Origin of the sequence: Accumulibacter sp., from assembly GCF_036625195.1 — a bacterium.
GTDB lineage: Bacteria > Pseudomonadota > Gammaproteobacteria > Burkholderiales > Rhodocyclaceae > Accumulibacter.
Map to the genome: position 1 here is coordinate 552914 of NZ_JAZKUG010000001.1, position 19360 is coordinate 572273.

Sequence of the window (19360 nt, forward strand, 5' to 3'; positions counted from 1 at the left end):
CGGGTCCGGCCAAGCCCGACACCGTGATCAATCCGGCACGCTAACCGCCAGCGAGGTCGAGAATCGTGTCGAACAGGCTGGTGGCGATCTGCAGCGCCCTGGCCGAGGCCTGATAGGCCTGCTGATAGCGGATCAGGTTGGCGGCTTCCTCGTCGAGATTGACGCCCGAAAGGGAATCGCGGCTCTCCCGTGCCTGTTTCAGCAGGGAATTCTGTGCCTCACCGCCAATCTGCGCCTGCCTGGTCCGGTTGCCATTTTCACTGACCAACTGCGCATAACTCTCCTGGAACGACGCCGTCTTGCCCGACATGGTATCGCGCATTTGCAGTTCCGCGAGCACCAGAGCGTTGCGGCCATCGGCGCTGGCCCCAGTGTTCCTCGTCAGCACGAAGCTGTCACCGTTGTTCGGTAAGCCGCTGATGCTGAAACTGATCCCGGCCGGCGGACTGGTGTTGCTCGTACCCACCAGCGTGATGCTGGCGCCGCTGGTATAGGGAACGACGCTGGCCGTACTGGCGATCAGCTGCGGTGTTCCACCGTCGATCGACACCAGCGTACCGGCGGGAAAATTGCGCAAGTGATTGTTCTCGTACACGACAGTAAGCGGCAGTGCAGCGCCGAGGGCTTCGTATCCCGGTCCGTTGCTGCCGGGCGAGATCGCCGCCGAACCCGTGTTGGCCGCGCCGGTTCCGGTCCTGATCGGGGCGGCCGCGGGGATCAGGCGCGGATCGGCGACGACTGCCGGATTGACCGCGATCTTGCGCGCCGCATCGCGCGTCGGCTGTACGAGATAGCTGGCACCCGCCGGCAACGGCGCCGAGGACGCGAGAGAAAAGCCCTGCGGGTCACTTTGCAATTGCGCGTCGAGCCCCACCAGGTCAGCCGCCGTCCATTGCCGCTCGTCCGCCAGGCGGGTCAGGGTGACGCTGGCGCCGTCCGACGTGAGCTGATAGTCGCTTGCCACGAGGTCGGTGTAGAAGTTGCCGCTGAACGGCAGCGGCGTCGTGAAAGCCGCGCTGACGGTTGGGCTGCCGGGCGGATTCCGGTTGTCAGCCCGTACGCCCGGCTCGCCGACCGTGAACAACGCCGGCGTGAAACCTGACGGTGGCGGCGACAGCAGGGATTGGCCCAGGAGATCCTGGCCGAGTGCGCTCTGGGCATTGACGGTCAACGCCAGCGAGACCGCGTTGCGTCCGAGGTCGCTGCTGACACGGTCCAGGGACTCACTGCGAAAGGCCAGCAAGCCGCCCAGGCTGCCACCTGTGATCAGTGACTCGGGCATCTCCCGCACACCGACACCACTCTTGAGACCGACCACCAGACGCGTGGGATCGCTTGCCGAGACGGTGGTCGCGAGACCGATCGACTGCGATCCGACGACCAGTTGCTGACCGTTGCCGATGAACACGTTGATGCCGCCGCCGCCATCGGTACTGGTTCTCGCCCGGACCAGCTTGTTCAGTTCGGCCACCAGGTTGTCACGTGCGTCCAGGAGGTCGTTGGCTGTATGGCCGGTAGACGCCTCGGCGAGGCCGATCTGCTCGTTCAGGCTGGCGATTTGTTCGGCATAGGAGTTGATGGCCGTGACACTGTCCCTGATCTCACCGTTGATACTGTCGTACATCTGCGCCAGTTGTGTTCCCAGAGACTGGTAACGGGCGCTCAACCCCTGTGCATTGGAGATCAGTGTCTGCCGGCTGGGCATTTGCGACGGATTGGCCGCCACCTGTGCGACGCCATCAAAGAAGTCCTGCAATGCCGGCGACAGGCCGGCACTGCTGTCGGCCAGCAGATTGTCGATCTGCTTGATTTGTGTGACGTAGGCGTCGAGCTGGCTGACACCACTCTGCGAACGATCCACCTGCTCGGTGAGAAAGCTGCTGTAGACGCGCTCGATGGTCGTGACACGGGTGCCTTGGCCAAGAAAACCGGAACCGGTGTTCACGCCCGGATTGCTGCCCTGTATCACCCGCTGCCGCGTGTAACCCGGAGTATTGGCGTTGGCGATGTTGTGCTCGGTGGTCTGCAGACCATGCTGTGCGGCCAAAAGGCCGCTGACACCGGCACCAAGGATTCCTGAGCCCATGCGATCAATTCCTGACTGATGGTTCTGTCAACGGCAACCTGCCACGGAAGTTTAGCCCCTCGGGGAAGAAAAATCAGGCCGCCGAAAGTGCCTGTCGCAACGTGGTGCCACCAATGATGCGTGCCAGCTTGTCGGCGTACAGCGGATCGGTCGCGTAGCCCGCCCGCTGCAAGGAACGGGCAAACTGAACGCCATCCTGTTGCCCGACGACGTTGGCGTAGCGCGGGTGGCTGCTGAGAAGCCGTGCGTAGTCGCTGAAGGCCTCGGCATAGGAGCCGTAGGCGCGGAACTTCGCCCGTACCGTCTGCGGCATGCCATCGACGAACTCGGTGGTCTGCACTTCGACGGTCGCTCCCGCCCAGCCACGACCGGCCTTGATACCAAAGACGTTGAAACTGGGGGAGCCGTCGGCCATGCGCAGCTCACGCTTTCCCCAACCACTCTCCAGTGCCGACTGGGCAACCAGAAAATGCGCCGGAACACCAGTCCTGGTCGCGGCTTCAAGCGCGTGTGGCCAGACGCGGTCGACGAAGTCGCGCGGACGCTGCGCGCCGTCGGTTGTGGCTGCCGGCGACACCGCGGCGGCGTGTGGCGCAGCCGGCAAGGCCGTGGTCGCGGGGGCCGCTGGGCGTCTTGCCGGCAGTACTGCCTCTGCCGGCAACCCAGATGTTCGCGCCGGCGGTAACGTCGGCGCGACGCCAGCATGTTGCCGTGCCAGCTGCCGCTCGATCAAGCCGGCGAAACCTAGAGGTGCCCGCGAGGCCAGTTCCTGCGCCAGTTGCTGATCGCCGATGGCGGTGAAGAAACGGCCCTGTTCGCCGTCCAGCATGCCGCCGGTGGGCGTCGCGTCGCGCATGCTCTTCAGCATCAGGTGCAGAAGCATGCCCTCGAATTGCCGCGCCGCCTGCCGGACTCCGGCCTGTGGATCGCTGCGCAGCCGGTTGCGCAGGTCGCCGGCGGCGGCGGGGTCGAGCACCAGGCGTTGGGTCGCAAGCTCAGGAGCTTTCATGATTGGCACACGGCTTCGTTCCTACACACGACGCAGCTCAGATGATCTCAAGGTCGGCACGCAGCGCGCCAGCGGCCTTCATCGACTGCAGGATCGACAGCAGATCCTGCGGTCCGGCACCGAGCGCGTTGATCGCCTTCACCACCTCGGCAAGGCTGACACCGGCCTTGAGGTGGATCAGCGACCCGCCACCCTGCTTGATGTCGATCTCGCTCTGGGTCGTCGTCACCGTCTGTCCGGGGGACAGCGGATTGGGTTGACTGACCTTCTGCTCGGTGTTGACGATGACCGAAAGGTTACCATGAGCGACCGCGCAGGAGTCGATGGTGACCGTCTGGTTCATGACCACCGAGCCGGTGCGCGGATTGATGATGACCTTCGCCACCGACTTCGTCGGTCGCACTTCGAGGTTCTCTATCCGCCCGAGGAAAGCGACACGACTGTTCACCTCCTCGGGGGCGATGACGCGAATCACCCGTCCGTCGAGAGCCTGCGCGACACCGGCTGCCGTTTCCCGGTTGATCGCCTCGACCATCCTCTGTGCGGTCCCGAAATCGGTCGCCGCCAGCTCATAATGAACGAATGGCCCTTGGCCGAGCGCCGTCGGCACCTCGCGCTCGACAGTCGCGCCACCGGCGATACGGCCGGCCAGCAGGTGGTTGACCACCAGCTTGCTGCCGCCGGACGCTGCGCCGGCACCGCCAACCAGCAGGTTCCCCTGCGCCTGCGCATAAATCTGGCCGTCGGCCCCCTTCAGCGGGGTCATCACCAGCGTCCCGCCACGCAGGCTCTTGGCATTTCCCATGGACGACACGGTGACATCGATCTGCTGACCAATGCGTGCAAAGGGCGGCAGGTTGGCGGTGACCATCACGGCGGCAACGTTCTTCAATTGCAGGCCCTGCACCGAATTCACGGTCGTACCCAGCTGTGCCAGCATGTTGATGACGCTCTGCGACGTGAACGGTGCCTGCGTCGTCTGGTCACCGCTGCCGTCGAGTCCCACGACAAGGCCGTAGCCGACCAACTGGTTGTTGCGCACACCCTGCAGCGACGCCAGGTCCTTGATCCTCTCCGCCGCCACGAGCGTGAGCGGCACGGATAGAGCGATGGCGGCAAGCGTTGCCGCCCCGAGGTGCATACGGCCGGGCATTCCGGCGATGATCGAGAACATGACCCGTCTTCCTCAGCGGTTGTGAATCAATCCATTGTGCGCCGGGCGCAAGACGCCGCGTTCGCCCTCGCCGGCACACCTGCTGCCTCCCGTCGTCCGCCCTCTCACGTCCTTGATCCCGGCCGGCCCCCGAAGACTCCCCCGACGCCGGTCAGAAAGGCAGAACGGTGAGGAAAAAGCGCGCCAACCAACCCATCACCTGCGCCTCGCTGATCGCGCCGCTCTCCTTGTACTCGATGCGCGCATCGGCAATCTGTGACGAAGCGATGGTGTTGGTGGCGTTGACGAAGTAGGGGTTGACGATGCCCGACAGACGGATGTACTCCTGCCCATGCCCGATCGCTACCTGCTTCTCGCCCGACACGAGCAGATTGCCGTTCGGCAGTACTTCGACGACCGTCACCGTGATCGTTCCCGTGAACACGTTGTTGGCCGCTGCATCGCCCTTGCCACTGGCCACGTTGCTGCTGCTCGCCTTCAGTTCGGTCAGCGTCCTCCCGGGCAGATTGAGGTTGGGCCCCATCGAGGCGTTGATGCTGCCGGTCTTGGCAACGCTGTTGTTCGACTTGGTCGCCGCCGACGTGTTCTCGGTGATCGTCACCGTGATCGTATCGCCCACATGGCGGGCACGCCGATCCTCGAACAGGGTGCGCGACGCGCCTGCCTGGTAGATGCTGCCCGTCGAGGCCAGCGCTGCCGCCAGTTGCTCCGGCCGTGGCTGCGGCCTGGCGGTCATCGGCTGATGGACATTGGTGGGCGGAACGGTCGTACAGGCTGCCAGCAACAGCAAGGCGGCAGGCAGCAGCAGGAACGATCGGGCAGACATGGCGGATTCCCTAAAGTTGCGTCAACCGCGCCAACATTTGATCGGACGTCGATACGACCTTGGCGTTCAGCTCGTACGCCCTCTGCGTCTGGATCATCAGCACCAGTTCCTGCGCCACGTTCACGTTCGACGCTTCGACGTAGGACTGGACCACCATGCCGGCGCCGTTGCTGCCCGGCGTATTGAGCGTTGGCGTACCACTCGACGCCGTCTCCTGGTAGAGATTGTCGCCAAGACTCTGCAGGCCCCCGTTGTTGATGAAGGTCGCCACCTGGATGGTGCCGATCTGCACGGGCGCCGCCGCGTTGGGCAGGGTGACGCTGACGACGCCATCGGTGGCAACGGTCACGGTCAACGCGTTCTGCGGGATGGTGATTGCCGGTTGTACCGGATAACCGCTGGCGGTGACGATCTGCCCCTGGTTGTCTTTCTGGAAGGACCCGTCACGCGTGTAGGCGTTGGTTCCGTCCGGCAGCAGGACCTGGAAGAAGCCCGCGCCATCGATCGCCATGTCGAGACTGTTGCCAGTCTGCTGCAGCGAGCCCTGCGTGAAGATGCGACCGGTCGACACCGGCGTCGTGCCAAGTCCGATCTGCAGACCATCCGGAATCTGGGTCGTCTGCGACGATTGCGCACCCGGCTGGCGCACGGTCTTGTAGAGCAGGTCGGCGAAAATCCCCCGTGCCTGCTTGAAGCCGTTGGTGCTGACGTTCGCCAGGTTGTTGGCGATGATGTCGATCTGCACCTGCTGTGCGTTGAGGCCGGTACTCGCGGTCCAGAGAGAGGTGATCATTGCTTTCCGATCAGCGGTTCATGGTGAGCAAGGCAGTTGCGGCACGGGCGTTGGCCTCGGCGGTCTGCAGCATCCTGACCTGAAGTTCGAACTGGCGCGCGAGACTGATCATTCGCACCATCGCGTCGACGGAATTCACGTTGCTGCCCTCGAGCGCGCCAGGCTCGAGCTGTACGGTCTCATCCGCGGCAGCAGGCTCGGCGTTGCGCGTGCGAAACAGGCCGTCGTCGCCACGCACCAGATCGGCTTCCGGTGGGTTGACGAGCTTGATCCGGCCGACCACATTGACACTGCTCGCGGCCCCGGCCCCGGGGCGCGGCACGCCGGATACCGTGCCATCGGCAGCAATGGCGATGTTGTTGTCGGGCGGCAGCGCGATGGGCCCGCCCTCGCCGAGGACGAGGTTGCCCGAACTGGTCTGCAGCACACCGTTGGCATCGGTCACCAGGTTTCCGGCACGCGTGTAGGCCTCGCTTCCATCGGCTGCCTGGACGGCAATCCAGCCTCGCCCACGCAGCGCCACGTCAAGCGGCCGCCCAGTGGTCAGCAACGGACCCTGCTCGAAACTGTTGGCGACCGAGGCATCGATCGTGAAGGCCCGCGTCGGCTGGCCCGGGCCGAGTACGGGCACGGCTCGGAAGCGATTCTCCATTGCCCGGTAGCCGGCGGTCGAGGCATTGGCCAGATTGTGCGCGACCCCTGCCTGTTGCAGAAAGGCCTGTTTGGCGCCGCTCATGGCAGTGTAGATCAGACGATCCATGTAGCCTCCGTGCGGTCAATCGAGCGGTGCTCAGCGCAGGTTGATCAGCGTCTGCATGATCTGATCCTGCGTCTGGATGGTCTGTGCATTCGCTTGGTAGTTGCGTTGCGCGGTGATCATCGCCACCAGTTCATTGGTCAGATCGACATTGGAATCCTCGACCGCTGCCGACTGAATGACGCCGCGACTTCCCGAAGCCGGCGCGCCGACCAGTTCCGCTCCCGAGATGGAAGTCGCACTCCACTGGTTGTTGCCCAGGTTGAGCAAACCATTGGGATCGGCAAAGGTCGCCAGAACCAGCTGCCCCATGCTGCGCGTCTGGCCGTTGCTGTAACGACCCTGAACGATTCCGTCGCTGAGGACACCGATGCCAACGAGACTGCCGGTTGCATAGCCACCCTGCGTCAGGCGGTCCACGCTCGAAGCACTGCCATATTGGGTCGTGCCGGTGAAGTCGATCACGCCCGGTGACCACGGCGTCTGGGCGCCGCTGCTCAGAGGCCACGACGGCAGTGTGTAGGTCGCGGTCGAACTCAGTGCGCCCGAGGGGTCGAAGACGAGGTTGCCGGCCAGTGTCTGCGGATTGGCACCGTCGAGCGTCGCATGCACCGTCCACTCGCCGCCGGTCGGCGGTGTCGGCGGGTTCAGCACATAATAGGTGGTCAGATTGTGAGGTACTCCCAGCGTGTCGAAGACGGTCAGCGCGGTCGAGAAATTGTAGGTCGCCGGATTGGTGTAGTCGAAAGGACCGAGGGCCGGCACCGTCGCGCGCGCATCCAGATTGAGCACAGCCGTCACGTCGCCCGCGAGGGGGTCACTCGTCGCCCGGGGTGGAATCTGGCTCGCCGACAATTGCAGTTCGATCGGATTGGCGGGGGTGACCGTGCCGCTCACGCTGACCGGATAGCCGGTCAGCCGGAGCATCTGATCATTGATGATGTAGCCCTGGTTGTCGATGTGGAACTGACCGTTGCGCGTATAGCTGATGGCGCCATCGTCGCTCATGCGAAAGAAGCCGCCACCGTTGACCGCGAGATCGAGCGCATTGTCGGTGGTCGTCAGGTTGCCTTGGGTGAACTGTTGCTGGATCGCGCCCACCGACACGCCGATACCGATCTGCGAGGCACCGACGATGCCCAGGGAAGCGGCATAGACATCGGCGAAGTTGGTGTTGCCGCGCTTGAAACCGACCGTGCTGGCGTTGGCGACGTTGTTGCCGATGACGTCAAGTGCCGAGGCTGCAGCATCGAGACCACTCAAACCCTGTTGGAAGCTCATCCTGTCCCCCGATTGCGCTAGAGAATCTGTTGGACCTGGTCGAAACGGACTCGGCCCGCGCCGCTGACCTCGAGTTCAAAACCCTTTGCAGTCCTGACGAGAGCAGATACCGTGCCAAGCTGCAACGGTTCGGCGGCGACCTTGTCGGCACCACGCAGCGCGTTGACCTGGAAGCTGTAGTTGCCGGGAGCGACCGGCAGCCCTGCATCGTTCCTGCCATCCCATGAGAAAGTGAAGCTGCCCGCCTCCCTCGCCCCAAGGTTCTGGCTCTGCACGACGGTTCCCGCGCCATCGACGATCGTCAGCCTGACTTGGTCGGCGGCTTCGGCCAGTTGGACACCGGCAACCGCCTGACCGGCAGCCAGAGACAACCGCGAACCGGCAGTGAGCACGTTGCGGCCCATCAATGCCGCGCCCTGCATGGCCTGCGCATCCTGGTAACTGCCGAGGAGTGCCTCGAGGGTGGTGTTCAACTTCTCGATCCCGGTGACGGTGCTGATCTGGGAAACCTGGGTGGTAACCGCAGCGTTGTCCAGCGGGTTGAGCGGATCCTGGTTCTGCAACTGGGTCACCAGCAGTTTGAGAAAGCGATTCTGGACTTCCTCGCTGCTCGTCGTCGACGCCGCGCCACCCTCGCCGGAGCCCGCACCGAGCGCGGAGAAGATGCTGCTGGCAGCGCTGGCCGCCTGAAGGACACTTGCCATGGAACTCTCCTCGACTTGCGAATCGGTAATGACTACTGGCCAATGCTCAGCGTCTTGAGCAGCAGCTGCTTGGCCGAGTTCATCACCTCGGCATTGGTCTGATAGGCGCGTGCCGCCGAGATCATGTTCGTCATTTCTTCGACCACGCTCACGTTCGGCATTTCCACGTAGCCCCGCTCGTTCGCCGCCGGGTTGCGCGGGTCATAGACCAGGCGGCCTGGGCTACTGTCCTCGACGACCCGGGTCACGCGGACACCCTGTGCCGCGGCATTGCCCATCGGCGTCGCTGCGAACACCACCTGCTTCGCGCGATAGGGTTTGCCATCGGAACCGATCACGCTCTCGGCGTTGGCCATGTTGCTGGCGACCGCATTGAGGCGGACGGACTGCGCCGTCAGCGCGCTGCCAGCGACGTGGAAAGTGCTGAACATGCCCATGGCTATTGCCCCTGCAACGCCGTCATCATCGTTCTGATCTTGCCGCTGATGAAGGTCAACCCGGCCTCGTAGAAGATGCTGTTCTCCGCGAGCTGCGCCCCCTCGACATCCATTTCGACCGTGTTGCCGTCGGCACCCGGCTGCATCGGCTGGCGATAGAGCAGTAACGATGACCGCTGATTCGGATCGCCCGCCAGATGGCGCGACGCGGTCATCGTCAGCGGCAAGTTGCCGGCCAACCTGCCGCCAAGCGCACTGTCGAGTGCGGCGGAGAAATTGAAGTCGCGCGCCTTGAAGTTCGGCGTATCGGCGTTGGCGATGTTTCCAGCCAACACCTGCTGCCGGCTGGCGCGCAGGCCAAGTGCCTGCTGCTGGAACTGGAGATTGCGGTCAAGCTTGCTGAGCATCGGGCGCTCCTCGATCTGGCGGACGAGAATCATGGAAGCAATAGCCATGCCATGCGCGGGAGGGCGGTACGGTAAACGGTGATGCCGACGCGAACGAGCTCCCCGCCGGCCATTCGCGCTGCTGCCCATCGTGCTGCCGCTGGCGAAGCGGCATCGATCACGGACAGCCCCCGGTCGTCGGTCTGGCAGCTTCCGCGACCGACACGATCGGACTGCCGTCAATCAACGACCGTCCTTGCCGGCGGCACGGCAAATATTGCCGGTGGAAGCCGACGCGTGGCGACGCAGTTTCTGCCGACAGCCGGCAGATTGAGGCAAAATGGCAGCATGCCTGTCACGTCACGCGCCCAGCACCACACCGGATGGCCGCATCCGACCACTTCCCTCGTCCTTGCGATCCTTGCCTTTTTCAGTGGCATCGTGAGCGCGCAGACTACCTTGTCTGCCGCCCTCAACGACTATCTGCGCGCTCAGACAGCCGGCTTGCCGGGAACGGTGAGCTTCCAGATCGGCCAGTTGGATCGGCACGCCCGGCTCGCAGCCTGCGACGCCTTCGAGCCCTTCGTGCCCTCGGGGGGCCGCCTTTGGGGAAACACGACGGTCGGCGTACGTTGCCTCGGCCCCGGCCGGTGGACGGTCTACGTGCCGGTGCGAATCCGGATAGCCGGCAACTACCTGGTCGCCGCACGGCAGCTCGCGCCCGGGCAGCAGATCGGCGCCGCCGACCTGCTGCCGCAGAGCGGCGATCTGGGCGCGCTGCCGGCCAGCGTCGTGACCGACCCGGCACAGGCGATCGGCAAGACGCCACGACAGGGTATCGCTGCCGGCCAAGCTCTGCGCAGCGACCAGCTCAGCGCCGCCTGGGTGATCCAGCAGGGACAGAGTGTCAAGCTGCTTTCCAGCGGCGCCGGATTCAGCGTCAGCAACGAAGGCAAGGCCGTGAACAACGCGGCCGAGGGCCAGCTTGTCCAGGTGCGAACGGCATCCGGACAGGTCGTCAGCGGCATTGCCCGCCAAGGCGGCATCGTCGAGGTGAGCTACTGATCAGCTTGCCGGCGCCCGGCCCGGCGCACGGCCCAGAGGTTCACGACAGGCAGCTGGTGACGGTCTCTCTTCCTTGGCCGCCGACGGGCCGCGATGCGAAAAAAGTGCTAAAGTTCCGACGCCGTCCGCCGATCAGTGAATTGAGGACAACCGTTCAAGGGGCACCACCGTGAAGATCGACAGCACCACCACCACCGCCAGTGTTCTTGGCGAAACGCGCAACCGCGCTGCCATCGCGAGATCGACGGCGAGTGCCGCGACCGAAGTTCATTTGAGCGAGCTGGCGGCACAGCTCCAGACACCGGGCGACGCAGGCGCCTTTGATTCGGGTCGTGTCGCGGAGATCCGGCAGGCAATTGCCGAAGGCCGTTTCACGATCAATGCCGAAGCGATCGCCGAACGCCTGATCACCTCGGCCAGTGAGCTCGTGGCTGTGCAGCAGCGTTCCTGAGCAGCGCCTGCAACGGACGACAGCGGGTGGTGACGGACTTGCGACAGTTGTTCGAAGAAGAGCTGGCTGTCGTGCGGACCTTTGTCGGCATACTGGAGCGTGAGCAGAGGCTGTTGATTGAGGGCGACGTCGACGGCTTGCCGGCACTCGTGAACGACAAGAATGAGCTTGCAGCCCGCCTCGCCGCAATCGCTGAACAGCGCCGGCTGACGCTCGCACGAATTGGGCTGAATGCCGACCGCAGCGGCGTGGCGAGCTGGTTTGCCGCGCACCCGGACGATGAGGGCGCCCGCGTCGCCTGGGCGGAACTGTTGCCGCTGGCCACCCAGGCGCGAGAACTGAATCAACTGAACGGTGACCTGATTCAGCTTCGCCTGCAGCACAACAAGCAAGCGATCGAGGCACTCGTCGGCAGCAGCGGTGCCGGTGGTCTATACGGCCCGGACGGCCAGAACAAGCCGGGCGGCGGTGGCCGCATCCTCGACAGCGCCTAGCGAGCGGCAGGCGGCAAGGCCGCGCGCGCACCCGGCGACGCCGTTGCCGCCCCCTGCAGATCGAGCTCGGTACTTTTTTCCGGAATCGTGGAATCGATCAGGATCGTCACGCGACGATTCCGCGCCCGCCCATCGGCCAAGAGATTGGGCTCGACCGGACGCGTGTCGGCATAGCCGATTGCAGTCAGCCTGTCGGCGGCGATGCCGGCATCCGCAAACAGCCGCAGAACCGTGGTCGCGCGTACGGCCGACAGCTCCCAGTTGGAAGGGAACTGCGCGTTGCTGATCGGCATGTTGTCGGTGTGCCCCTCGATCGTGATCGGGAAATCTGCCGCCACGAGAACCTCCGCCACGGACAGCATCGCCTTGGCCAGCGGGGGCTTGAGGATGGCCTGGCCCGGCGAGAAGAGGATGCTGTCATTGATCTCGATGCTCACGCCGCGGCTCGTTTCGAGCACCCGCACCTTGCCCTGTTCGACGAGGGGCGCCATGACATCGAGGATGTTCTTCGCCACCTGACGCATCTTCTCCCGCTCCTTCTGTCGCATGCCCTCTGATGCCTTGCTCGCGAGCGGCGTGGCGACTGCCGGCGCGGGTGTGGGCATCACTGTCGGCGTCTGCCCGACGCTATTGACCGGCGCATTGCGGAAGGCGACGACCATCGAGTTGCTGAGAATCCGGTACTTGCCCTCATTGACTGAGGAAAGAGCATACATGACGACGAAGAAGGCGAAGAGCAGGGTGATGAAATCGGCGTAGGAAACGAGCCAGCGCTCGTGATTGTCGTGCTCCTCCTCGTGCCGTCTGCGTGCCATCGCGTCAAAAGATGTAGGCGCGCAAGCGGCTCTCGATGATCCGCGGGTTGTCGCCGTTGGCGATCCCGACGAGACCGGCAACGATCATCTCGCGCTGCACCACCAGCCGACCGATGTGTGCCTTCAGCCGATTGGCAATCGGCAGGTACACCAGGTTGGCCAAGCCGACACCATAGATCGTCGCGACGAACGCGACCGCGATGCCGGCACCGAGCTTGGAAGGATCCGAGAGGTTTTCCATGACGTGGATCAGGCCGAGTACGGCGCCTAGAATGCCGATCGTCGGCGAGTAACCGCCAGCCGCCTCCCAGATGCGTGCAGCCAGCTTCATCTCCTGCTCATAGGTCGTGATCTCAACCTCCATCACCTCGCGCAAGCGCTCCGGCTCGGCGCCATCGACGAGAAGCTGCAGACCCTTGCGAACGAAGTCGTCCTTCAGTTCGCTCACCACCGCGTCGAGCGCGAGCAAGCCCTCACGCCGCGAAACCTGGCTCCAACCGGTGACCTGCTGAATCACCTGCAGGTGGTTGACCACCGGTGGGTACAGAATCCACTTGATCATGCGCATGCCGCGCACGAAGGTGCTATGGGGGCTCTGCAGCATGACCGCCCCCAGTGTGCCACCGACGACGATCAGCATTGCCGTCGGCTGCGCCAGGGAAGCGACATGTCCGCCCTCGAGGATCTGGCCGACGACGATGGCCAGCACACCGATCAGCAGGCCGGCGATGCTGCCCCTATCCATGGCGTTTTACCCGCGCCCCAGGGTTGCGCGTACCGCCGCCGAACAGTCGGCTGCGCAACCGCAGAACCGCCTGACTGTGCAACTGGCAAACGCGGGACTCACTCACCCCCATGACCTCGCCGATCTCTCGCAGGTTGAGGTCCTGCTCGTAGTACAGGGCCATCAGCAGTTGTTCACGTTCGGGCAACGATCGGATCGCCTGCACCAGCCGCCGACGCAGATCCTCGTCGGCGACCAACTGGGCGGGGTCGGCGCTTTCATCGGCCAGGTGACCCTCGAGGAAGTCCTCGCCGCGCTCGGCAACGACGTCCTCGATGTACACCAGTTGATGCCCACGCACCTCCTGCAACATTCCCTGGTAATCGGCAATCGTCATGCCGAGCGAATCGGCCAGTTCACTCTCCGTTGGCACACGTCCGCTCGCCTGCTCGAGCTGGGCTATCGCCGCCTCGATGCGACGACAGTTGCGGCGCAGGCTGCGCGGCAACCAGTCGTTCTCCCGCAAGCCGTCGAGCATTGCGCCACGGACCCGCTGCGCGGCGTAAGCCTCGAACTGGGCACCGACTCCGGCCTCGAAACGTCCCAAGGCATCAAGCAGGCCGAGCATGCCGTTCTGCACCAAGTCGTCGAGCTGCACGCTCGCCGGCAGCCGTGCCATCAGATGGCAGGCGATACGCCTGACCAGCGGCGCGAAGCGCTGGACAAGCTGATCCTTGTTGAGCTGGCCAGCAGCGTTGTACATGCGTCCTGGGGGGAGCTATCAGGCGTAGATAGCCGTTGCGTGAATGCGTTGGCTCAAGTGTAGCAGCAGTTGCACGAAATGTTCGAGCCCCCCTCGCTCATCGTTGCCGAGCGGCCACTCCAGTACCTGCTCCGCGAGCATCCCATAGGCCTGTGCAGCTGGTGCCTCCGGAAACAGTGCGGCCACCGGCTGGCAGAGCCTTGCAGCCTGCCGCAGCTGTCCATCGAGCGGCACCCAGCCGGCGTACTCGAGACGCGCCAGCCGGCGGCTGTCGGTGACGCGCGCCATGTTGTCATGGATCGCCAGCGCCTCGCCCTCGCTTCGCACCCGGTTGAGCAGGATGCGGAAACGCCTGTGTGCATACCCCAGGCTGACCTTCTTGATCAATGCGTAAGCCTCGGTGATGGCACCAACCTCTGCCGCGACGACAACCACCGTCTCCTGCGCCGCCAGCCCAAGCGGCGAGAAGCCCAACGGGTGGTCGAGGGAGGTGTCGACGAGCACGACGTCGGCCGGCGGCAGAAGGTCGGCCAGGCAGGCCACCAGGGTCCGCTGCTCGCGTTCGCCAAGCGAGCCGAGCTGGCCGACGACCCGTGCCACCGGCAAGACACGGATTCCCGGCGCAACCTGGACCAACACATCCTCGAGTCGCTTCTCGTGACTGATCACCTGTTGCAGGTCGTTGGCGACGAAAGCGCCGAAGAACGATGCGACCCCGGCGTCGGGGTGTTCGTCAATCACCAGAACTTCCCTGCCAACGCGCGCCAGGGACGCCGCCAGGTTGGCCACCGCAGTGCTTTGGCCAACACCCGTACCACCAGCCGTGAAGCTGATGCTGCGCAACTGCGGATGGCCGAGGAGTCGACGCAACCCGGTGGCCTGATCCCCGCGAAAATCAGCCACGCTGTCCTCCGACAGACAACATGCTTTCACTGCCGGCGGCCATCATCAGTCCTGGCTCGACTCCGGCAAGCCGGTGCGGTGAGGTTTCGGGCAGGTCCTTGAAGGCGCGATGCAAGAGATACGGTCGATTCGGCAGGTGCAGGTCTTCCGGGACACGCTGCCCATTGGACACGTAATACATCCGCAGTTCGTGGCGAATGACCACATCCAGCGACGAAGCCAGGCTGGCTGCCTCATCGACCTTGGTCAGCACGCAACCCGCAAGCCCAAGCCCACTGTAAGCACGCACGACATCGTCGAGGGTATCGCCGCGACCGGTTGCCGCCAGCAGGAGCAACGATCTGACGTCGCTGTCGCGAAACATCGCCACCTGCTCACCGACCATCCGGTCTCTCTGGCTCATGCCCATGGTGTCGATCAGCACCATGTGGGTATGCCGCAGATCATGCAGTGTCGCGCGCAGATCCTTGGCGTCCCGCGCCAGATGGACCGGTACGCCGAGAATGCGCCCGTAAATGCGCAATTGCTCGTGAGCTCCGATGCGATAGCCGTCCGTCGTCACCAGCGCAAGCTTCCGCGCTCCATGCCGCAGGACGCAGCGCGCCGCCAGCTTGGCGGCGGTCGTCGTCTTGCCGACCCCGGTTGGTCCGACCAGGGCATAGATTCCGCCCTGGTCTACGATGTCCCGCTCGCCGTCGATGGTCAGCATGCCGCGCTCCGCGCGCCCGCGCACCCAGGCCAATGCCTGCGCCGCGTCGAGATCGCGCGGCATTTCGGCCAGCAGCTCGCGAGCGAACCGCGGCGAGAAACCGGCGTCGAGCATCTGCCGCAGGATCTCGGTCTTCACCGGCTCCGAACGCGCGCCTTCTCCCCAGGCGAAACCAGCCAGCTGTTGTTCGACGATGCGGCGCAGGGAGCGAATCTCGTCCATCACCGCCGCTGGCACGACCGCGGCGCCGGCAGCAGAGGAACCCTCGCCCTCGCCGGGCGGCGGCGGCGACGAGGCCAGCGGCGGTGCGGCGTCCAACCGGTTGCCCGCCTGGCCGCGCGTGGCTGCTGCCGTGACACGCGCGGCTGCCCGACCGTCGGCGCTGCCCCGATCGCGTGCCGTCGTCAACGCCGTGGCTTCGGCGATACCGCCAACCGGACGCCGCGACTCGCGGGATGGTGGCACGATCATCTCCATGTCGCTGGCGGCGACCGCCATGATCTCGACGCCACCCGGAATCCCACGATTGGAAAGGATGATCGCGTCCGGTCCAAGGGTCTCCCTGACCTTTCGCAAGGCGTCGCGCGCTGTCGCTGCGATGAATTTCCTGACGTTCATGCTCGTTGTCCGATGATGGATGTCACTCTGATCGTTCGATGTTCAGGCACCTCGGCGTGCGCCAGAACCTTGAGCTGCGGAATGGTGCGGCGGAGGAAGCGTGACAGCAGACTGCGCAGAGCCGCGGAGACCAAGAGGACCACGGGCAGGCCGGCCTCCTCCTGCCTCTGCGCCGCCGCCAACACCTCGCGCAACAGCGTGTCGGCCAAGCCCGGTTCGATTCCGACGGCGTCGCCAGATCCGGTGACTGCCTGCTGCAGCAGTCGTTCGAGCTGCGGGTCGAGTGCCATCACCTGCAGCTCGGATGCACCGGGATAGAGATCCTGAACGATCGAACGTCCCAGCGCGATGCGCACCTGTACCGTCAGCGCGTCCACATCCTGCGAGCGAAGGGCGCCGTCGGCCAAGGTTTCGATCACCGTCCGCATGTCACGCAGGGAGACGCCCTCATCGAGTAGGTTGCGCAGGACCTTCTGCACCACTCCCAATGACAGGGTCTTGGGTACGAGGTCTTCGACCAGCTTCGGCATGTCCTTCGCCAGGTGGTCGAGGAGAGCCTGGGTCTCCATCCGCCCAAGGAGCTCGGCGGCATGCGACAGGATCAGGTGGTTGAGGTGCGTTGCGACCACGGTGCTCGGGTCGACGACCGTGTAGCCGTAAGCCTGAGCCTGCTCGCGAACCCCGGGATCGATCCACACGGCGGGCAGACCGAAGGCCGGATCCTTGGTTACCGTCCCCGGCACCTGCCCGGCCACGCGACCGGGATTGATCGCCAGCAGATTGCCGGGGAAGGCTTCGCCCTCGCCGATCTCGACCCCCTTGAGCAGGATCTTGTAGGCATTCGGCTTCAGCTCGAGGTTGTCGCGTATGTGTACCGGCGACACCAGAAAGCCGATGTCCTGGGCGAACTTCTTCCGGATGCCGCGAATACGGCGCAGCAACTCGCCATCCTGCGCCTTGTCGACCAACGGGATCAGCCGATAGCCAACCTCCAGGCCGAGAACGTCGAGGGGTGTCACGTCCGCCCAGCTCGCTTCCTGCACTTCCCTCGCCACCGTCGGCGCTGGCGCAACCGGCAGTGGCTTCTCCTCCGTGCGCTGCCGGTCAAGACGCCAGGCCGCCGCCGCCAGCGCACCGCCAAGGAGCAGGAAGATGAAGTTGGGCATGCCGGGAATCAGCCCGAGGAGGCCGATGATTGCCGCTGTCAGATAGAGCGGCTTCGGATTGTGGAACAGCTGCGCGGCAAACTGTTGCGAAACGTCCGCGTCGTCACCGACGCGGGTCACCACCATGCCGGCGGCAATCGAGACGATCAGCGCCGGGATCTGGGCAACCAAGCCATCGCCGATGGTCAACAGAGTGTAGGTTCGCGCCGCCGTTGCGACATCCAGGTTGTGCTGCAGGACACCGACGAACAAACCACCGACGACGTTGATCAACATGATCAGGATGCCGGCTATCGCGTCACCGCGGACGAACTTCGATGCACCATCCATCGAGCCGAAGAAGTCCGCCTCCTGCGCGATCGTCGACCGCCGCTTGCGCGCCTCGTCCTCGCCGATCAACCCGGCATTGAGGTCCGCATCGATCGCCATCTGCTTGCCCGGCATCGCGTCCAGGGTGAAGCGGGCAGCGACTTCGGCGACCCTGCCGGCACCTTTGGTGATGACCACGAAGTTGATGATCACCAGAATCGTGAAGACCACGAGCCCCACCCCATAATTGCCACCGACGAGAAAGTGGCCGAAGGCTTCGATAACGTGCCCGGCCGCCGCCGGACCGGTGTGCCCTTCGAGCAGGACCACACGCGTCGAGGCGACGTTGAGCGACAGGCGCAGCAGTGTCGTGACCAGCAGGACAGTGGGAAAAACCGAAAAATCGAGCGGTTTCATCACGCTCATGGCAACCAGCATGACGATCACCGAGATGGCGATGTTGAAGGTGAAGAAGAGGTCCAGCAGGAACGGCGGCAACGGCAAGACCATCATCGCCAGGATGAGCAGGATCAGCAACGGGCCAGCCAGCTGCCGCTGACCGAAGCGCGCAACGAAATCCTGCAGGGCGATGGTTCCGCTAGCCACGCTCAGACTCAGGGAGAAGTTCTGGAGGAACCTCGATCCGCTCGGGTGGCAGCGGCTGGTCACCGCCAGCCTGCTGCCAATGACTCAACTGATAGACGTAGGCGAGCACCTCGGCGACCGCTGCATAAAGCAACGCCGGAATCTCCTGATCAAGGTCGACGTGCCGGTACAGCGCCCGCGCCAGCGCCGGCACCTCGACCAAGGGCACACCGTTGCTGGCACCCAGGTGGCGTATCTTCAGCGCAATCTCGCCGGCACCCTTGGCGAGCACTTTCGGTGCACCCATACCGCCGCTGTAGGCGAGAGCAACGGCGTAGTGCGTCGGATTGGTGACGATGACGTCGGCCGCCGGCACCGCAGCCATCATGCGTTTGCGGGCAGCCTCGCGCTGCAGTTGGCGGACACGCCCCTTGATCTCCGGGTTGCCTTCAAGTTCCTTGCCTTCCTGCTTCACTTCCTCGCGGCTCATCTTGAGCTTGTCGTGGTACTGCCACAACTGGAACGGTACATCGACGGCAACGATCAGCAACATCGCCGCAACGATGGCGAGAAAGCTGAAGCTGAGGAGGTGGCCTGCGTTCGCCAGCCCGACAGGCAGTGGCTGCGCAAACATGGCGAGGAGATCCCCCCGCTCGCTCCACATAACCCAAGCGGCTACACCACCGAGCAATGAGGCCTTGGCAACCGCCTTGACGAGTTCGACGACGCCGCTCCACGACACCAGGCGAACGAGCCCCTGCAGCGGGTCGAGACGGCTCGGGTCGGGCTGCATGGCCTTGACCGAGAAATTCCAGCTACCCAGGAAGAAGGGCGAGAGCAGGACTGCGACAAGCAAAGCGGCGAACAGCGGGGCGAACGAGAGCAAGGCCTCGGCAGCGAGTTCGGCCAGCCGCGGCAGCATCAGCGCGGGTTCGTGCGCGGTCTGATGGTCGATCACGAGACCGCGGCGGACCAGGCCTGACAGCCTCTGCATCATCCAGGGCCCCAGCAACATGAACGCCGCCGCGCCGACGATCAGGACGAGGAAGGCGCCCACCTCGCGCGAGCGCGGCACCTGCCCCTCTTCGCGAGCCTGTTCGAGGCGTCGCGCCGATGCGGGTTCGGTACGTTCGACGTCGCTTCCCTCTGCCATTTCGCGCTTCCAGTCTGGATCAGCGTATTATAGAAAAACCGGTGTTAGAATAGAAAGCTAGGGAACTTTATTTACATCAATTCTCGAATAGTTGCAGCTTAACAACATTCGTATCAGCGAAGCAAAAAAACAAGGGGGCTGGCGCCCCCTTG

The 19360-nt window shown here is 64.4% G+C and carries 20 protein-coding genes; 3 read left to right on the forward strand and 17 right to left on the reverse strand.

What is annotated here, in order from left to right:
- Positions 1 to 40: 40 nt before the first annotated feature.
- The 10 genes from flgK to flgB form a co-directional block, all read right to left on the reverse strand.
- Positions 41 to 2086, reverse strand: coding sequence for a flagellar hook-associated protein FlgK (gene flgK / locus V5B60_RS02530; RefSeq protein WP_332345460.1), 2046 nt, complete (start codon positions 2084 to 2086; stop codon positions 41 to 43).
- Positions 2087 to 2159: 73 nt separating this feature from the next.
- Complete coding sequence (flgJ, locus tag V5B60_RS02535) at positions 2160 to 3095, reverse strand: flagellar assembly peptidoglycan hydrolase FlgJ (protein WP_332345461.1); 936 nt, start codon at positions 3093 to 3095, stop codon at positions 2160 to 2162.
- A 37-nt stretch (positions 3096 to 3132) separates the two neighbouring features.
- Positions 3133 to 4236 carry a flagellar basal body P-ring protein FlgI gene (locus V5B60_RS02540; RefSeq protein ID WP_332350395.1) on the reverse strand — a complete coding sequence of 368 codons (1104 nt, stop codon included), beginning with the start codon at positions 4234 to 4236 and terminating at the stop codon, positions 3133 to 3135.
- Between the two features lie 184 nt (positions 4237 to 4420).
- Positions 4421 to 5095, reverse strand: a complete 675-nt coding sequence (locus tag V5B60_RS02545; protein ID WP_332345462.1) for a flagellar basal body L-ring protein FlgH — start codon at positions 5093 to 5095, stop codon at positions 4421 to 4423.
- A 10-nt stretch (positions 5096 to 5105) separates the two neighbouring features.
- A complete protein-coding gene (gene flgG / locus V5B60_RS02550) occupies positions 5106 to 5888 on the reverse strand; it encodes a flagellar basal-body rod protein FlgG (RefSeq protein ID WP_332345463.1) in 783 nt (260 codons plus the stop codon).
- Positions 5889 to 5898: 10 nt separating this feature from the next.
- Positions 5899 to 6648 (reverse strand): flagellar basal-body rod protein FlgF, encoded by a 750-nt coding sequence (flgF, locus tag V5B60_RS02555; RefSeq protein ID WP_332345464.1) that lies wholly within the window; start codon positions 6646 to 6648, stop codon positions 5899 to 5901.
- 30 nt (positions 6649 to 6678) lie between these two features.
- On the reverse strand, positions 6679 to 7926 hold the full coding sequence (flgE, locus tag V5B60_RS02560; RefSeq protein WP_332345465.1) for a flagellar hook protein FlgE: 1248 nt from the start codon (positions 7924 to 7926) through the stop codon (positions 6679 to 6681).
- A gap of 17 nt (positions 7927 to 7943) precedes the next feature.
- Positions 7944 to 8630 carry a flagellar hook assembly protein FlgD gene (locus V5B60_RS02565; RefSeq protein ID WP_332345466.1) on the reverse strand — a complete coding sequence of 229 codons (687 nt, stop codon included), beginning with the start codon at positions 8628 to 8630 and terminating at the stop codon, positions 7944 to 7946.
- Positions 8631 to 8662: 32 nt separating this feature from the next.
- Positions 8663 to 9067 carry a flagellar basal body rod protein FlgC gene (gene flgC / locus V5B60_RS02570; RefSeq protein ID WP_332345467.1) on the reverse strand — a complete coding sequence of 135 codons (405 nt, stop codon included), beginning with the start codon at positions 9065 to 9067 and terminating at the stop codon, positions 8663 to 8665.
- Between the two features lie 2 nt (positions 9068 to 9069).
- The gene (gene flgB / locus V5B60_RS02575; protein ID WP_332345468.1) at positions 9070 to 9603 is read right to left on the reverse strand and encodes a flagellar basal body rod protein FlgB; all 534 of its coding nucleotides are present in this window, start codon (positions 9601 to 9603) and stop codon (positions 9070 to 9072) included.
- A 291-nt stretch (positions 9604 to 9894) separates the two neighbouring features.
- Between flgB and flgA the strand changes: the two genes are divergently transcribed.
- The 3 genes from flgA (at position 9895) to V5B60_RS02590 (ending at position 11463) form a co-directional block, all read left to right on the forward strand.
- The gene (gene flgA / locus V5B60_RS02580; protein WP_332345469.1) at positions 9895 to 10518 is read left to right on the forward strand and encodes a flagellar basal body P-ring formation chaperone FlgA; all 624 of its coding nucleotides are present in this window, start codon (positions 9895 to 9897) and stop codon (positions 10516 to 10518) included.
- A gap of 169 nt (positions 10519 to 10687) precedes the next feature.
- Positions 10688 to 10969 (forward strand): flagellar biosynthesis anti-sigma factor FlgM, encoded by a 282-nt coding sequence (gene flgM / locus V5B60_RS02585; RefSeq protein WP_332345470.1) that lies wholly within the window; start codon positions 10688 to 10690, stop codon positions 10967 to 10969.
- Between the two features lie 29 nt (positions 10970 to 10998).
- On the forward strand, positions 10999 to 11463 hold the full coding sequence (locus tag V5B60_RS02590; RefSeq protein ID WP_332345471.1) for a flagella synthesis protein FlgN: 465 nt from the start codon (positions 10999 to 11001) through the stop codon (positions 11461 to 11463).
- On the opposite strand, the gene motD is transcribed toward V5B60_RS02590, so the two are convergent.
- The 7 genes from motD to flhB form a co-directional block, all read right to left on the reverse strand.
- Positions 11460 to 12278, reverse strand: a complete 819-nt coding sequence (gene motD / locus V5B60_RS02595) for a flagellar motor protein MotD (protein ID WP_332345472.1) — start codon at positions 12276 to 12278, stop codon at positions 11460 to 11462. The genes V5B60_RS02590 and motD overlap by 4 nt on opposite strands.
- Positions 12279 to 12282: 4 nt before the next feature.
- Entirely contained in the window at positions 12283 to 13023 is a 741-nt protein-coding gene (locus V5B60_RS02600; RefSeq protein WP_332345473.1) for a flagellar motor protein, read from the reverse strand.
- The gene (locus V5B60_RS02605) at positions 13016 to 13765 is read right to left on the reverse strand and encodes an RNA polymerase sigma factor FliA (protein WP_332345474.1); all 750 of its coding nucleotides are present in this window, start codon (positions 13763 to 13765) and stop codon (positions 13016 to 13018) included. Before V5B60_RS02605 ends, V5B60_RS02600 begins: the two co-directional genes overlap by 8 nt.
- An 18-nt stretch (positions 13766 to 13783) precedes the next feature.
- A complete protein-coding gene (locus V5B60_RS02610) occupies positions 13784 to 14668 on the reverse strand; it encodes a MinD/ParA family ATP-binding protein (protein ID WP_332345475.1) in 885 nt (294 codons plus the stop codon).
- Positions 14661 to 15995, reverse strand: coding sequence for a flagellar biosynthesis protein FlhF (gene flhF / locus V5B60_RS02615; protein WP_332345476.1), 1335 nt, complete (start codon positions 15993 to 15995; stop codon positions 14661 to 14663). Before flhF ends, V5B60_RS02610 begins: the two co-directional genes overlap by 8 nt.
- The gene (gene flhA / locus V5B60_RS02620) at positions 15992 to 17983 is read right to left on the reverse strand and encodes a flagellar biosynthesis protein FlhA (RefSeq protein ID WP_434735358.1); all 1992 of its coding nucleotides are present in this window, start codon (positions 17981 to 17983) and stop codon (positions 15992 to 15994) included. Before flhA ends, flhF begins: the two co-directional genes overlap by 4 nt.
- An 85-nt stretch (positions 17984 to 18068) precedes the next feature.
- Positions 18069 to 19208 (reverse strand): flagellar biosynthesis protein FlhB, encoded by a 1140-nt coding sequence (flhB, locus tag V5B60_RS02625; RefSeq protein WP_332345478.1) that lies wholly within the window; start codon positions 19206 to 19208, stop codon positions 18069 to 18071.
- Between the last annotated feature and the right edge of the window lie 152 nt (positions 19209 to 19360).